Source organism: Pinisolibacter sp. (assembly GCF_036782435.1).
GTDB lineage: Bacteria > Pseudomonadota > Alphaproteobacteria > Rhizobiales > Ancalomicrobiaceae > CALBKH01.
Window position 1 is genome coordinate 40,994 of record NZ_DAIPZB010000015.1, and the last position, 13,828, is coordinate 54,821.

A 13,828-nucleotide genomic window follows, 5' to 3' on the forward strand; every position below is an offset into this window, starting at 1 on the left:
TTCAGATTCCGATTCCGCTTCACGGCGCCTTCGGCGGCCATTCGGCGGTGTCGTGGTCGGGGTGCTGGTAGGAGACGATCTCGGCGAAGAACGCCTCGACCTTCGCCTGCTGTTCCGGGGTGCGACCGGGCAAGGTCGCCAGACGATCGAACCAGGGCATGCGGCTCTCGACGCCGACCTGGATCGCCGGGGGGATCTCGGCGGGCGCATCGAAGGCGCCGAGCGCCACCTCGACGTGCTCGTAGCCGTCGGGCTCGTAGGTCAGCGGCGTGCCGCAGTCGGAGCAGAAGCCGCGGCGGATCTTGTTCGACGAGCGGAAGCGCTTCGGCTCGCCGCAGGTCCAGGTGAGGCCGATGGCGGTGACCAGCGGCCCGTAGTGCCCGCCGAAGGCCTTCTGGCACATGCGGCAATGACAGATCGAAGCGCGCCCCAGTTCCTCGCAGCGGAACCGCACCGCCCCGCACTGGCAGCCCCCGGTGAGCGTGGTCATGGGGTGTCCCTCCCTCGTTTCGAGTCTCGATGCGCTTCGCGCGCCCCCTCATCCGACCGCTTCGCGAAGACCTCCGGTTGCGCTGCGCGCGCCCCCTCATCCGACCGCTTCGCGAAGACCTCCGGTTGCGCTACGCGCGCCCCCTCATCCGACCGCTTCGCGAAGACCTCCGGTTGCGCTGCGCGCGCCCCCTCATCCGACCGCTTCGCGGCCACCTTCTCCCGCGAGGGGAGAAGGGAGGGAGTGCGCGGAACCCGCATCCGCTTCTCGCCGCCGGCCGTCCGGCCGGCCATGCCGCGTGGCTCGTCGCCGAGGTCGTTCGAGGCCGAAACCACGGGCTCCCCCTTCTCCCCTCGCGGGAGAAGGTGCCCCGCAGGGGCGGATGAGGGGGCGCGGCGTGGCCGCATCGTCCCGCCTTCCGCATCGACCGCCGACAGCGCCGCATAGACCGCATCGAGCGCTGCGTGCTTCGACGTCAGAACCTCATGGTTCCACAGTCGCAGCACCCGGAATCCGTTATCCGCGAACCGGCGATCCCGCTCGGCGTCGCGGATGCTCTCGGCGTGCCCGCCCCCATCGACCTCGACGATCAGCCGAGCCTCGAAACAGAGGAAGTCGGCGATGAACGGCCCGACCGGCGTCTGCCGGCGGAACTTCCAGGCGAGGAAGCGCCGGCCACGCAGCGCGAGCCAGAGGGTGCGCTCGGCCTCCGTCGGCTCTCGCCGCATCCGACGGGCGAACCCCCGCTGCCGGTCTTCGACGAGCCCCATCATCAGATCAGCCCCTTCCAGCGCAGCATGGCGACGGCGAGGGCGGTGAGGACGACGAGTTTGATCGCGATGGCGATCACCACCTTGGTGACCGGGCTCATCTTCTCGCGGGTCTCGCTCATCGGTTCCCTCCCCTCGGGCGGCGTTCGCCTCAGCGGGCGACCTCCCAGGTGGTGCGCATCTCGCCCGTTCCCGGATCCTTGGCGTCCTTGATCACCAGACCCATGGCGGTCAGCTCGTCGCGGATGCGATCCGACTCGGCCCAGTTCTTGGCGGCGCGCGCCGCGAGGCGTTCGGCGATCAGCGCCTCGACCTCGGCCACGTCGACCTCGACCGACGACTTGCGCCGCGCCGCCCACTCCGCCGGGGTCTCGGCGAGGAAGCCGAGAAAGCGCAAGCTGCCGGCGAAGGCGTCGCGCGCGCCCTCGCCGCCGGCGCGCTGGCCGGCGTTGCGCAGACCGTGCAACTCGGCGATCGCCTTGGGCGTGTTGAGGTCGTCGGAGAGCGCCTCGACGATGCTCTTCGCCGGGGTCGAACCGGCCGCCTCGCCGGCGAACCAGTACCAGTCGTCGAGGGTCTTCCAGCTCTCCTCGAGGCTCTTCACCGTCCAGTCGATCGGCTGGCGGTAGTGCGTCTTGAGCATGCTCAGGCGCAGCACCTCGCCCGGCCAATCGGCGAGCAGCTCGCGGATGGTGAAGAAGTTGCCGAGCGACTTCGACATCTTCTCGCCCTCGACCTGGAGGAAGCCGTTGTGCATCCAGATGTTGGCCATGACGTCGTGACCGAAGGCGCAACGCGACTGGGCGACCTCGTTCTCGTGGTGGGGGAAGCACAGGTCGATGCCGCCGCCGTGGATGTCGAAGACCTCGCCGAGGTGCTTCCACGACATCGCCGAGCACTCGAGGTGCCAGCCCGGGCGGCCGCGGCCCCAGGGGCTCTCCCAGCCCGGCTCGTTGTCGGCCGAGGGCTTCCACAGCACGAAGTCCATCTCGCCACGCTTGTAGGGCGCGACGTCGACGCGGGCGCCGGCGATCATGTCGTCGAGCGGGCGCTTGGAGAGCTGGCCGTAGTCGGGCATCGAAGGGACGTCGAAGAGGACGTGGCCGTCGGCGGCGTAGGCGTGACCGGAGGCGATCAGCTTCTCGACGATGGCGATCATCTCGGCGATGTGCTCCGTGGCGCGCGGCTCGACGGTGGGCGGCAGCGTCAGCAGTTCGGCGACGTCGGCGTGGAACTGGTCCGCGGTCGAGCTCGTCACCTTGCGGATCGCCTCGTTGAGCGGCAGATCGGGGAAGTCGCGAGCCGCACGCGCGTTGATCTTGTCGTCGACGTCGGTGATGTTGCGCACGTAGGTGACGCGGCTCGAGCCGTAGATGTGGCGCAGCAGGCGGAACAACACGTCGAAGACGATGACCGGGCGGGCGTTGCCGATGTGGGCGAAGTCGTAGACCGTCGGCCCGCAGACGTACATGCGCACGTTCGACGGATCGATCGGCGTGAACACCTGCTTGTCGCGGGTCAGCGTGTTGTAGAGCTTCAGCACCACGGTCTTCTCCTCATCGAAACCCACCGCGCGCACGGCACGAGGCGAGACGCACGAAACCCCTCCAGCCCGCCGGCCGGGGTCTCATCTGATCTCTTCTTTCGACAAGGCAGACGGAACCGGGCCAGCGTGAGCGCTAGCCGCAAATAATGCCCGGAATGGCGCCGAGGGCGCGCGGGAGGGTTCTCGTCGTCATGGGGCGGAGAAGTGCCGGATTTCGGCGGCGACGTCAAGGGTGATGGAGCCCGCCTCGGGGTGCCCCATGGCTGCCCGACAGGATCTCGCGGGCCGCGACGTCGATCGACTGCGCATGCGGTTCGAGGTTCGTGCCGAGGAGCCGCGTGAGAAGGCGGTCGTCGGCGGTGATCATCGTCCAGCCATTGTCCACCGCCAAGGCAAGGTAGATACAGTCGTAGGCCGGATGATCGAGGGTCGTCGCAAGTTGCACCACACGAGACAGGAGCGGTTCACCGGCGATCACTTCGACACCCGCGCTTTCCAGCAGTTCGGCTGCGGTCCTGGCCTGCTCGGCGGAGATTTCGCCGCGCCGGACCTTCTTCCACAGGATGTTCGCGCATTCGGCGATCCACAGGTCGGGTGCGACGAGGCGGCCGGCCGCGCGGATCGCGAGCGCGTCGGCCGTTCCGGGCTCTTCGATCACCCATTTGATCGCGACACTCGCATCGACGACGAAAGTCGTCATCGTTCGTCGCGGCTTTCGCGCAACAGAACTTCCGAAGGTGTGTGTGTACGGGCAGCCGTTTCGTTACGCAGGCGAGCCGCACGTGCTTCGAAAGATCGATCACGGTGATTCCACGCGAGCGACGAGGCTCTGTGGCTCACTGCCGCCTCGCTAGCCAGCTGTTGCGTGAGTGCCGCCTGTTCCTCGATCAGGAGCGTAATGCGAAGGATCTCGCGAAGCTCTCCCTCCACGGTCCGGCCATGCCCGGCCGCCCGTTCGGCAAGACGCTCCAGGAGATCGTCGTCGAGATCGCGAATTCTCACTTCGCCGCCCATGATCCTCTCCACCGGGTTCTTCGCAGGCAGGATACTCGCGTCGGCCGGAGGTGCCAACCAGACAGCTCGAAAACCGCTCCGTCACTTCACGAAGTCGGCGCAGCGCGGCGGCGGCTCGGGGCCCCAGGGCATCAGCGGCACCGACGAGGTCGAGTTCTTCGGGCTGCCTTCGATGATGCGGTCGGTGTAGACCATGTAGACCAGCACGTTGCGCTTGGCGTCGCAGCCGCGGACGATCTGCATCTTCTTGAAGAACAGCGAACGACGCTCGCGGAACATCTCGTCGCCCTGGTCGAGCTGGCGCTTGAACTTGACCGGGCCGACCTGACGGCAGGCGAGCGAGACGTCGGAGGTCTCCTCGGCGACGCCGAACATGCCCTTGACGCCGCCACGTTCGGGCACGGTGAAGTGGCAGGCCACACCTTCGACCTCCGGATCGTCGATGCCGTAGACGGCCAGCTTGTCGTCGGGGGTGAGCAGCTTCCACACCGTCGACTTCTTGAAGATGAGGTCCGGCTCCTGCGCCGAGGCGACGGGAGCGGCGAGCGCGGCGACGGCGAGGCCGAGGGCGGCGAGAGCGAAGCGGACGGATTTCATGGGACGCGGTCTCCTTCGATTGCCCCTCATATGAGGTCGGCTGCCGCGAATGGGTAGGGGGCGTCACGGTGTTCGACGCGCGATCGGACTTTCACCACGGAACCATCGGTGTGTAACCTGTCGTAAACCTTTTCCGAGAGATTCGAATGATGTACCCGGTAGGCCCACCGCGCCGAACCCGGGCGGGACGGAAACGAGGGCAGAACATGACGGCCGCGCGTCGGCTCGGAACCGCGAGGCGTGCCACCGCCGCCGTCAGGCGTGCGGCGACGATCGTCGGCGCCGTCGTCGCGGTCGCCCTGTCGGCGGCCTCCGCCGAAGCGCAATCCTACGTCTGCAACGATCTCGCCGCCAAGCTCGCCTCGCTCGAAAAGCGGGCGTCGTCGTCGCCGGCCGACCGCTGGGCCGCGGCCATCGCCGAGCAGAAGCAGGCGATCACGCAGAACCGCGCGTCGCAGGCGCGCTGTGGCAACCCGTTCGATCCGCGCTGTGCCGCGCTCGTCGAACGCGGGCAGAAGATGGCGGCCAATCTCGCTTCGCTCGAGCGCCAACATGCGCGGATGGGCGGCGGCGGGGGGGCGTCGAACGAACAGGCGCGCCTGCGCACGCTGATGACGCAGCTGCGTTGCGGCGAGCGCCAGCAGCCGGGCGCCCAGCCGATCACCGCCACCTTCGACGGCACCCGTTCGCGCGTCACCATCAACGGAGCCGCCCCGGGTCAGTCGGGGGTCACCTATCGCATCGCCCAGCCCGGCGAAACACCGCCGGGGGTCAGGACCGAGCCGCGGCAGGAGAACCGTGGTCTCTTCGGTTTCCTCTTCGGCGGCGGCGGCAACTCCGCCGGTGATCCGGAACCGAGTCAGGAACAGGTGATCGATCCGACGACGGCGCAGATGCTCTCCGGCAGCTACCGGACGCTGTGCGTGCGCACCTGCGACGGCTACTTCTTCCCGATCTCCTTCAACGCCTCGCAAGGACGGCTCAGAACCGACGCCAACGTCTGCAAGGCGCTGTGTCCGGCGGCGGAGACGCGGCTCTACTATCACCACAACCCGGGTCAGGAGGCCGAGCAGGCGATCGCCGCCGACGGCACCGGCGACCCTCTGACCCGGCTGCCCAACGCCTTCCGTTACCGCACCGAGGTGGTGCCGGACTGCACCTGCGGCAAGCCGGATCTGCGGCTGCTGCCGCCGGGCGCCGGCGGGCTGCGGGGGACGCGTGAGGCGGGGCTGGCGACCGGCGACCTGCCGCTGCCGCGGGTCAAGCCCGACATGGACGAGGACCCGGAGACCCAGGCGGTGACCGTCGCCGGCCTCACCGTCGAACCGGTGTCGCCGCAGCCGCAGAGCGAGACCGTCGCCGACGCCTCGTCGGGCGATCCGGGGGCGCCGCCGAAGGTCAGGATAGTCGGGCCGCAGTATTTTTCCGACCGATGAGCGGCAGCAGCTTCTTCATCTCCGGGCCGTGATCGAGGCCGGTCAGCGCCAGACGCAGCGGCAGGAACAGCGCCTTGCCCTTGCGGCCGGTGGCGCTCTTCACCGCGTCGCACCACGCGCCCCAGGTGGTCTCGTCCCACGGGGCGGGCGGCAGCAGGGCGGCGGCTTCCGCCAGGAAGGCGCGATCCTCCTCGGCGACCTTCGGCGTCATCTTGGCCCCGACGATCTTCGCCCAGCGCGTCGCGTCGGCGACCTTCTCCAGATTGTCACGCACCGCGTACCAGAAGGCCTCGCCGAGATCGGCGCGCATCGCCTTCAGCCGCGACGCCACCACGGCGTAGGGCAGGCCATGGACGAGGCGGGCGTTCATCAGGTCGAGTTCGTGCGGATCGAACTTGGCGGTCGAGCGCGACATGCCGGAGAGGTCGGCGTGGGGGGCGAGGCTGGCGAGATCCGGATAGGCGTGGATCTCCTCGGACGAGCCGACGAGGACGGCGAGCGAGGCGACGGTCATCGCTTCGTAGCCGGCGTCGCGGAGCCCGGCGATCGACAGTGAGCCGAGCCGCTTCGACAGTGCCTCGCCGGTGGTGGCGGCGAGCAGATTGTGATGGGCGAAGCAGGGCGGCGGCGCGCCCAGCGCCTCGAAGATCTCGATCTGCACCGCGGTGTTGGTGACGTGGTCCTCGCCGCGGATGATGTCGGTGACGGCGAAGTCGACGTCGTCGACGACGGAGGTGAAGGTGTAGAGGAACGAGCCGTCGGCGCGGATCAGCACCGGGTCCGACAGACCGGCGGTGTCGACCACCTGATGGCCGCGGATCCCGTCCTCCCAGGCGACCTTGCGGCCGTCGAGCTTGAAGCGCCAGTGCGGCACCCTGCCCTCGGCCTCGAGCACGGCGATCTCTTCCGCCGTGAGTTTCAACGCGGCTCGATCGTAGACGGGGGGAAGGCCGCGGGCGAGCTGGCGGCGGCGGCGGCGGTCGAGCTCCTCGGTGGTCTCCCAGGCCGGATAGAGCCGCCCCGACGCCTTCAGCCGCGCCGCCACCTCTTCGTAGACGGCGGTGCGCTCCGATTGGCGCTCGACCCGGTCGGGGCGGATGCCGAGCCAGTCGAGATCGTCGGCGATGGCGTCGGCGAACTCGCGGCGCGAGCGCTCGAGGTCGGTATCGTCGAAGCGCAGGATGAAGGAACCGCCGCGCGTCGTGGCATAGAGCCAGTTGAGGAGCGCGGTGCGGGCGTTGCCGATGTGGATGAGGCCGGTGGGCGACGGGGCGAAGCGGACGACGGGGGCGGACACGGGAGCCTCACGGGAATTCGGGATGCGTCGGCGAGGTTGTCGCAGGTTCGCTCGGCGAGCGCCAGTGCGCAACGGCCGTGCGCGATGGTTCGAGACGAGCGGCGTCGCCGCTCTCCACCATGAGGCACCTGAAGACCTTTTCGACAGCCCCTCATCCTGAGGAGCGCCGCAGGCGCGTCTCGAAGGATCGCGCACGAGGCGCTCCCTTTTCCCCCCGGAGGAGAAGGTGCCCTCGAAGGGGGCGGATGAGGGGGCGCCGCGAAGCGGCATCGCGGCGGGTGTGGAGGAGGCAGAGTTGCGCGCCGAGGCGCGCGCCCTAATCCGACCCTACAGGCCACCTTCCCCCGCGAGGGGGGAAGGACGCCGGCCGGAGCTGGTGTCTCCCCGCCTCAGAAATCCACCACGTCGGTCTGTGGTTTCACCGGGACGGGCGCGGTGGGCAGGTCGACCTTGCGGCCGGGGTCGCGGAAGCCGTTGGTCACGGGATAGCGGCGGTCGCGGCCGAAGTTCTTCCTTGTGATCTTCACCCCCGGCGCGGCCTGGCGGCGCTTGTATTCGGCGATGTAGAGCAGCCGCTCGACCTTCTTCACCGTCGCCTCGTCGTGGCCGAGGGCGAGCACGTCGGCGAGCGCCATCTCCTTCTCGACCAGACATTCGAGGATGTCGTCGAGGATGTCGTAGGGCGGCAGGCTGTCCTGGTCGGTCTGGTTCTCGCGCAGCTCCGCCGTCGGCGCCTTGGTGATGATGTGTTCGGGGATGACCACCGTCGCCGGACCGAGGGCGCCGAAGGGCAGGTTTTCGTTGCGCCAGCGCGAAATGGCGTAGACCTCGGTCTTGTAGAGATCCTTGATCGGATTGAAGCCGCCGTTCATGTCGCCGTAGAGGGTGGCGTAGCCGACCGACATCTCCGACTTGTTGCCGGTGGTCAGCACCATCGGGCCGAACTTGTTGGAGATCGCCATCAGGATGGTGCCGCGGGCGCGCGACTGGAGATTCTCCTCGGTGATGTCCGGGGCGCGATCGGCGAAGACCGGAGCGAGCAGCGACAGGAAGCCCTCGACGGCGGGCGCGATCGGCACGGTGTCGTAGCGGATGCCGAGCGCCTCGGCGCAGGCGGCCGCGTCGGCGAGGCTGTCGGACGAGGTGTAGCGGTAGGGCAGCATCACCGCGTGCACCCGCTCCGGTCCCAGCGCATCGACCGCCATCGCCGCGACCAGCGCCGAGTCGATGCCGCCGGAGAGGCCGAGCACGACGCCCGGGAAGCGGTTCTTGTTCACATAGTCGCGCAGGCCGACGACGCAAGCGGCGTAATCTGCGGCGAGGCCTTCTTCGACCACCGCCTTGTCGCCGGCGACGAGGTCCCAGCCGTCCGGCCCACGCACCGCCTCGACGATCGTCACCGTCTCGCGGAAGGCGGGCAGCAGGAAGGCGAGCGAGCCATCGGCGTGGAGGCCGAAGGAGGCGCCTTCGAAGACCAGTTCGTCCTGGCCGGACATCTGGTTCAGGTAGACGAGCGGCAGGCCGCTCGCCTTCACCCGGGCAACGGCGACGGCGAAGCGTTCGTCCATGACGGCGCGGCGATAGGGCGAGGCGTTGGGGACGAGCAGGATCTCGCCGCCGGTCTCGGCGATGCAGTCGACGACGTCGGGACCCCAGATGTCCTCGCAGATCGGCACGCCGATGCGCACACCGCGGAACATCACCGGGCCGGGCAGATCGCCGGGGGTGAAGACGCGCTTCTCGTCGAAGACGCCGTAGTTGGGCAGGTCGACCTTGTAGCGGATCGAGGCGATCGCGCCGCCGTCGAGCAGGATGTGGGCGTTGTGGAGCCGACCGGCGTCGCGCCAGGGGCTGCCGATCAGCACCGCCGGACCGCCGTCGGCGGTGTCCTTCGCGAACTCGGCCACCGCCGCCATGCAGGCGGCCTGGAACGAGGGTTTGAGCACCAGATCCTCCGGCGGATAGCCGGCGACGTAGAGCTCGGAGAAGAGGATCAGATCGGCGCCGAGGGCGCGGGCTCGCGCACGCGCCTCGCGGGCGCGGACGAGGTTGCCGGCGACGTCGCCGACGGTCGGGTTCACTTGCGCGAGGGCGATCTTCAGGCGGTCGGTCATGGCCCGAGATCTAGCCCATTTCGGCGAAACCCGGGAGGCGTCGCGGCGAGAAAAATCGGGCGTATCACCGGGCGGCGTGATGGACCGCCGGCGCGACGACGCGCGGGTGCGGCACCTCTTCGTGGTATTCGATGAACAAGAGATCGTCGTCGTAGTCGAACATACGGCCGACGCGGGCGCCGAGCTTCAACCGCAACACGTGGCCGCCGGCGGCGACGATGGCGAGCGGGTCGGGATCGCAGGAAAAGCCCGAGACGTCGTAGAGGTTCTCGACGAACCAGCGCTTGCCCGGCGGCAGATGATAGAGTTCGCGGGCGTGGCGATTGGCGAAGGCGATCTCGCCGGTGGCGATCGACACCAGGACGATCGGATGCTTCACCCATTCGAGGGCGCGGTGGCGCGTCTCGGGCGGCTCGTCGGTGCGGGCGGCGGGCGGCGGCGGCAAGGTGGGAGCGGCGGCGAAGGCGGTGGGAGCGGCAGCCGGTGCGGCGGCTGCCACCGACCTCACCTTCTGCACCTCGATTTCGGCGAGGTCGGCGACACGCGACAGACGCTTGCGATCGAACACCATGACGACGCCGGAGGCATCGCCCGAGCCGTCGCCCAGGGATTGGCACGCCAAACCAGTCGCGGGCTACCGAGGCCGCCGAGCGACAAGGTGCCGGAGACGGCCGAGGACGTCTCGATCGCCTCCTTCAACAGATCGCGGGTCTTGGCCGGCAGCTTCGCCTCGATGGCGGCGGAATAGTTGCCGTCGGCCTCGTCGGCGTCGGAGATGGCGAAGAGCTCGAGGGCGTTGCGGTTGAGGCGGCTGACCCTGAGCTCGGAATCGAACAGGACGATGCCGGCGTCGGAGGAGATGAACAGCGCCTCGACGATGTGACCGAGGCTCCTGGCGAGACGTTCGGTGTCCTTCCAGTGGGTGACCACTTGGAGAAGCCCGATGATGCGGGTCTCCTTGGCGGAACCGACCTTGCAGCCGGCGAGCCGGACCCGGACACGACTGCCCCAACTGGCGGTGACGCCGATCTCGATCTCGCGCTCGGCACCGTCGGCGGTGAGAATGTCGGCGAGGAAGCCGCGGAAGCGACCCTGATCGGCCTCGTCGACCATGGAGAGGATGCGATCGAGCGAGGTGGCGTGATAGCCGCTGTCGCCGGGGATGTCGGCAGGGCGGCCGAGGCCCTTCGGCCAGTAGACGACCCGCGTTTCGACTTCGATCAGCCAATAGCCGATGTCGAGCGCATAACCGACCTTCTGGATGATCTCGGAGAGATCGGGCATCGAGACAACTCCGCGGAGGTCGCCCGCCGGATCATCTTTCCGGTCCGGTGTTCGCCATCGTCACGCCGGCAGTTTCTATCGCTTGTCGCAACAAACCGTTAATAGAGGAAATATCCGAAATCGAATTCACCTCGAACAGTGTGAATACGTAATAGAGAATGTCGAATTGAATTAAAATTCTAAGCGATCGACTTGACGCTCCGTCATCTTCATCTCGACATCAGGCGGAGAAGCGATAGGCATCCATGGCGAGGACGCCGAAATCGTAGGCTTCGTGGATGCGGACGCCGGCGCCGCCGGCGCCCAGAGCGACGAAGAGCGGCAGGAGATGTTCGTCGGTCGGGTGGTTGCGCTCGGCATAGGGAGCGCGGGCGCGATAGTCGAGCAGCGCCTCGACGTCGTTCGCCGCCACCTTCTCGGCAATCCAGGTGGCGAAGTCGGCAACCCAGGCGGGCGGCGCGACCCGACGGGAACGCGGCGCCCGGCCGCCGGCGAAAGCCTCGTGGAGATTGTGGGTGAGCGCGCCGGAGCCGAGGATCAGGACGCCCTCGTCGACGAGCGGCGCCAGCGCCCGGCCGATCGCCCAGTGATGCGCCGCATCGCGGCGCGGCTGCACCGAGAGCTGGACGACGGGGACATCGGCATCCGGATACATCAGCTTCAACGGCACCCAGGTGCCGTGGTCGTAGCCGCGGCCTTCGACGAGCAGGGTGTCGTGACCGGCGGCGACGAGCATGTCGCCGATGCGCCGGGCGAGCGCCGGCTCGCCGGGAGCCGGATAGACCATCTCGTAGAGCGCGGGATCGAAGCCGCCGAAATCGTAGATCATCGCCGGCGCAGCATCGACCACCACCGCCGGGCGCAGCGAGGCGAAATGGGCGGAGACCGAGACGATCGCCTTCGGCCGCGGCATCGAGGCGGCGATATCGGCGAGGAAGTCGCGGGTCGGGTTGTCGTGGACGATGAGGTCGGGGGCACCGTGCGAGATGAACAGCGGCGGCACGGGAACGACGGCGGACATCGGCGATCTCCTGGAGGCGCGGACGAGGGAGCGGCAGCGGGCGCCGTTCGTCGCGCCCTGGGGTCCCTTCAGAGATCGGGCGCGATCGGCCGTTCGTCAACTCTCCACCAATGACGAAAAAGAGAAAGGATCGTTCGATATTCTCGAACGATCCTTTCTCGCATATCCAGATCGTCGTGGCGGCCTCACTCGGCAGCGGCGCGGACGGTCGGCGCCCGGCCGGCGCGATCCTTCTTCAGTTCCTCGGCCACCAGGAAGGCGAGTTCGAGCGACTGCGCGGCGTTGAGGCGCGGGTCGCAGGCGGTGTCGTACTGGACACCGAGATCGGCCTCCTGGATCGCCACCGCGCCGCCGAGGCATTCGGTGACGTTCTTGCCGGTCATCTCGAGATGGACGCCGCCGGCCCAGGTGCCTTCGGCGCGATGCACCTCGAAGAACGACTGGACCTCGGAGAGCACCTTGTCGAAGGGCCGGGTCTTGTGGCCGGTCGCCGAGGTGATGCCGTTGCCGTGCATCGGGTCGCAGGACCACACGACGTTGCGGCCCTCGGCCGTCACGGCACGCAGCAGGCCCGGCAGATGCTTGGCGATCTTGTCGGCGCCGAAGCGGGTGATCAGCGTCAGACGGCCGGCCTCGTTCTTCGGATCGAGCATGTCGATCAGGCGAAGCAGGCCGTCGGCGTCGAGCGAGGGACCGACCTTGAGGCCGATCGGGTTGGCGATGCCGCGCATGTATTCGATGTGGGCGTGATCGATCTGGCGGGTGCGATCGCCGATCCACACGAAGTGGGCGGAGGTGTCGTACCAGCCGCCCTGGACCGAGTCCTCGCGGGTCAGCGCCTCCTCATAAGGCAGCAGCAGCGCCTCGTGCGAGGTGTAGAAGTCGACGCCCTGGAGCTGCGGCACGGTCTCGGCGGTCAGCCCGCAGGCGGCCATGAAGGCGAGCGCCTCGGTGATGCGGTCGGCGACCTCCTGGAAGCGCTCGGCGACCGGCGAATCCGTCAGGAAATCGACCATCCAGCCGTGGACACGCTCGAGCTTGGCGTAACCGCCGTAGGCGAAACCGCGCAGCAGGTTCAAGGTCGCCGCCGACTGGCGGTAGACCATGCGCATGCGCTGCGGATCGGGGATGCGCGCTTCCGGCGTGAAGTCGATGCCGTTGATGATGTCGCCGCGATAGGACGGCAGTTCGATGCCGTCACGCTTCTCGATGTCCGAGGAGCGCGGCTTGGCGAACTGACCGGCGATGCGCCCGACCTTCACCACCGGCAGGCCGGCGGAGTGGGTCATGACGACCGACATCGACAGGAAGATCTTGAAGAAGTCGCGGATCTGATTGGCCGAATGCTCGGCGAAGCTCTCGGCGCAGTCGCCGCCCTGGAGCAGGAAAGCCTTGCGCTCGGCGACGCGCGCCAGATTGCGCCGAAGCGAGCGGATCTCGTCGGCGATGACCAGCGGCGGCCAGGTGCCGAGATCGTCTTCGACGGCCTTCAGCATCGCCTGATCGGCATAGGCGGGCACCTGGACGATCGGCTTTCCCCGCCAGCTGGCGGGCGACCAGTCGCGCATGTCGCCGGACTTCGTCATCTCACGCATTCCCTCGCCCCACTGGTCCGCACCCCTCGATCGCATCGACCGAAGCGACGCAGCCGTCCCGCGAGCGCCGAGGGGCATCACGGCGGCGGGACGAGGCGGCGTTTATACACGCCACCTCTCCGCTTGGCCACCGAGGAACGAAGCTCCCGCCCGCTCCCTTCGACCGAGACGCGGAGGCGCTGCGAGCGCGTGACGGGGCGGCCGACACGACAACGCAACAATCGCAACACGGGGATCGACGCGGCGGAAACGAACCGAAGCGCGGAGCGACGACGCCGGTTCCATCGGCGCCGGCGCTCGCCGACCGGCGCGCCGCCGTCGCCGGCCGTCAACCCGTCGATACGGGCGGCACCGCGGCGACCTAGATCACCTATCCGCCGACCGGCCTCGTCTCCTTCCGGAACACGCCGAGCAGCGGCGTCGGGCGACTGCCGGGCCGGATACGACCAAGCGGCCACCGCCGCGGCCGGCAACGTTGCGCCGAAGCCTTTCGACCGGTGGAACGACACCGGGGCTTCGCACGGCCGGGAATACACCACCTCCGACCCCGACGACGCCGCCCGGATCGACCGGCGCTCCAAGCTCACCGCCTTCGCCGTGTCGCTGAAACGAGGTCGTCGAACAGATCTCGCCGAAGAAAGACCACACCCGGGGCGCCGTTCGA

13 protein-coding genes are annotated in these 13,828 nt (G+C 68.5%); 1 reads left to right on the forward strand and 12 read right to left on the reverse strand.

Annotated features, from left to right (window positions below):
* Nucleotides 1–19: 19 nt before the first annotated feature.
* From V7Q42_RS08550 to V7Q42_RS08575, 6 genes are all read right to left on the reverse strand, one after another.
* Nucleotides 20–490 carry a GFA family protein gene (locus tag V7Q42_RS08550; RefSeq protein ID WP_333823562.1) on the reverse strand — a complete coding sequence of 157 codons (471 nt, stop codon included), beginning with the start codon at nucleotides 488–490 and terminating at the stop codon, nucleotides 20–22.
* A complete protein-coding gene (locus V7Q42_RS08555) occupies nucleotides 487–1,263 on the reverse strand; it encodes an endonuclease domain-containing protein (protein ID WP_333823563.1) in 777 nt (258 codons plus the stop codon). The genes V7Q42_RS08550 and V7Q42_RS08555 overlap by 4 nt, the downstream gene beginning before the upstream one ends.
* A 148-nt stretch (nucleotides 1,264–1,411) precedes the next feature.
* Nucleotides 1,412–2,806 (reverse strand): cysteine--tRNA ligase, encoded by a 1,395-nt coding sequence (cysS, locus tag V7Q42_RS08560; RefSeq protein ID WP_333823610.1) that lies wholly within the window; start codon nucleotides 2,804–2,806, stop codon nucleotides 1,412–1,414.
* Nucleotides 2,807–3,032: 226 nt separating this feature from the next.
* On the reverse strand, nucleotides 3,033–3,506 hold the full coding sequence (locus V7Q42_RS08565) for a type II toxin-antitoxin system VapC family toxin (protein ID WP_333823564.1): 474 nt from the start codon (nucleotides 3,504–3,506) through the stop codon (nucleotides 3,033–3,035).
* Entirely contained in the window at nucleotides 3,503–3,820 is a 318-nt protein-coding gene (locus tag V7Q42_RS08570; RefSeq protein ID WP_333823565.1) for a FitA-like ribbon-helix-helix domain-containing protein, read from the reverse strand. Before V7Q42_RS08570 ends, V7Q42_RS08565 begins: the two co-directional genes overlap by 4 nt.
* A gap of 81 nt (nucleotides 3,821–3,901) precedes the next feature.
* Nucleotides 3,902–4,417, reverse strand: a complete 516-nt coding sequence (locus V7Q42_RS08575) for a CreA family protein (protein ID WP_333823566.1) — start codon at nucleotides 4,415–4,417, stop codon at nucleotides 3,902–3,904.
* 206 nt (nucleotides 4,418–4,623) lie between these two features.
* Here V7Q42_RS08575 and V7Q42_RS08580 point away from each other — a divergent pair, with 206 nt between their 5' ends.
* Nucleotides 4,624–5,853 carry a DUF2865 domain-containing protein gene (locus V7Q42_RS08580; protein WP_333823567.1) on the forward strand — a complete coding sequence of 410 codons (1,230 nt, stop codon included), beginning with the start codon at nucleotides 4,624–4,626 and terminating at the stop codon, nucleotides 5,851–5,853.
* Here V7Q42_RS08580 and gltX read toward each other — a convergent pair.
* The 6 genes from gltX to V7Q42_RS08610 form a co-directional block, all read right to left on the reverse strand.
* Nucleotides 5,816–7,150, reverse strand: coding sequence for a glutamate--tRNA ligase (gene gltX / locus V7Q42_RS08585; RefSeq protein WP_333823568.1), 1,335 nt, complete (start codon nucleotides 7,148–7,150; stop codon nucleotides 5,816–5,818). The genes V7Q42_RS08580 and gltX overlap by 38 nt on opposite strands.
* Nucleotides 7,151–7,539: 389 nt before the next feature.
* Nucleotides 7,540–9,264: an NAD+ synthase gene (locus tag V7Q42_RS08590; RefSeq protein ID WP_333823569.1), complete on the reverse strand. Its 1,725-nt coding sequence runs from the start codon at nucleotides 9,262–9,264 to the stop codon at nucleotides 7,540–7,542.
* A gap of 64 nt (nucleotides 9,265–9,328) precedes the next feature.
* Nucleotides 9,329–9,772 carry a hypothetical protein gene (locus tag V7Q42_RS08595; protein ID WP_333823570.1) on the reverse strand — a complete coding sequence of 148 codons (444 nt, stop codon included), beginning with the start codon at nucleotides 9,770–9,772 and terminating at the stop codon, nucleotides 9,329–9,331.
* Nucleotides 9,769–10,548: a PAS domain-containing protein gene (locus V7Q42_RS08600; protein WP_333823571.1), complete on the reverse strand. Its 780-nt coding sequence runs from the start codon at nucleotides 10,546–10,548 to the stop codon at nucleotides 9,769–9,771. Before V7Q42_RS08600 ends, V7Q42_RS08595 begins: the two co-directional genes overlap by 4 nt.
* Nucleotides 10,549–10,768: 220 nt before the next feature.
* Complete coding sequence (locus V7Q42_RS08605; RefSeq protein ID WP_333823573.1) at nucleotides 10,769–11,569, reverse strand: DODA-type extradiol aromatic ring-opening family dioxygenase; 801 nt, start codon at nucleotides 11,567–11,569, stop codon at nucleotides 10,769–10,771.
* 185 nt (nucleotides 11,570–11,754) lie between these two features.
* The gene (locus V7Q42_RS08610; RefSeq protein WP_442958179.1) at nucleotides 11,755–13,155 is read right to left on the reverse strand and encodes a class II 3-deoxy-7-phosphoheptulonate synthase; all 1,401 of its coding nucleotides are present in this window, start codon (nucleotides 13,153–13,155) and stop codon (nucleotides 11,755–11,757) included.
* Between the last annotated feature and the right edge of the window lie 673 nt (nucleotides 13,156–13,828).

Bases quoted from the DNA above. Each gene is read 5' to 3' on its own strand.
- V7Q42_RS08550 (WP_333823562.1), bottom strand. From the start codon at position 490: ATGACCACGCTCACCGGGGGCTGCCAGTGCGGGGCGGTGCGGTTCCGC.
- V7Q42_RS08555 (WP_333823563.1), bottom strand. From the start codon at position 1,263: ATGATGGGGCTCGTCGAAGACCGGCAGCGGGGGTTCGCCCGTCGGATG.
- V7Q42_RS08565 (WP_333823564.1), bottom strand. From the start codon at position 3,506: ATGACGACTTTCGTCGTCGATGCGAGTGTCGCGATCAAATGGGTGATC.
- V7Q42_RS08570 (WP_333823565.1), bottom strand. From the start codon at position 3,820: ATGGGCGGCGAAGTGAGAATTCGCGATCTCGACGACGATCTCCTGGAG.
- V7Q42_RS08575 (WP_333823566.1), bottom strand. From the start codon at position 4,417: ATGAAATCCGTCCGCTTCGCTCTCGCCGCCCTCGGCCTCGCCGTCGCC.
- V7Q42_RS08580 (WP_333823567.1), top strand. From the start codon at position 4,624: ATGACGGCCGCGCGTCGGCTCGGAACCGCGAGGCGTGCCACCGCCGCC.
- V7Q42_RS08590 (WP_333823569.1), bottom strand. From the start codon at position 9,264: ATGACCGACCGCCTGAAGATCGCCCTCGCGCAAGTGAACCCGACCGTC.
- V7Q42_RS08600 (WP_333823571.1), bottom strand. From the start codon at position 10,548: ATGCCCGATCTCTCCGAGATCATCCAGAAGGTCGGTTATGCGCTCGAC.
- V7Q42_RS08605 (WP_333823573.1), bottom strand. From the start codon at position 11,569: ATGTCCGCCGTCGTTCCCGTGCCGCCGCTGTTCATCTCGCACGGTGCC.
- V7Q42_RS08610 (WP_442958179.1), bottom strand. From the start codon at position 13,155: ATGACGAAGTCCGGCGACATGCGCGACTGGTCGCCCGCCAGCTGGCGG.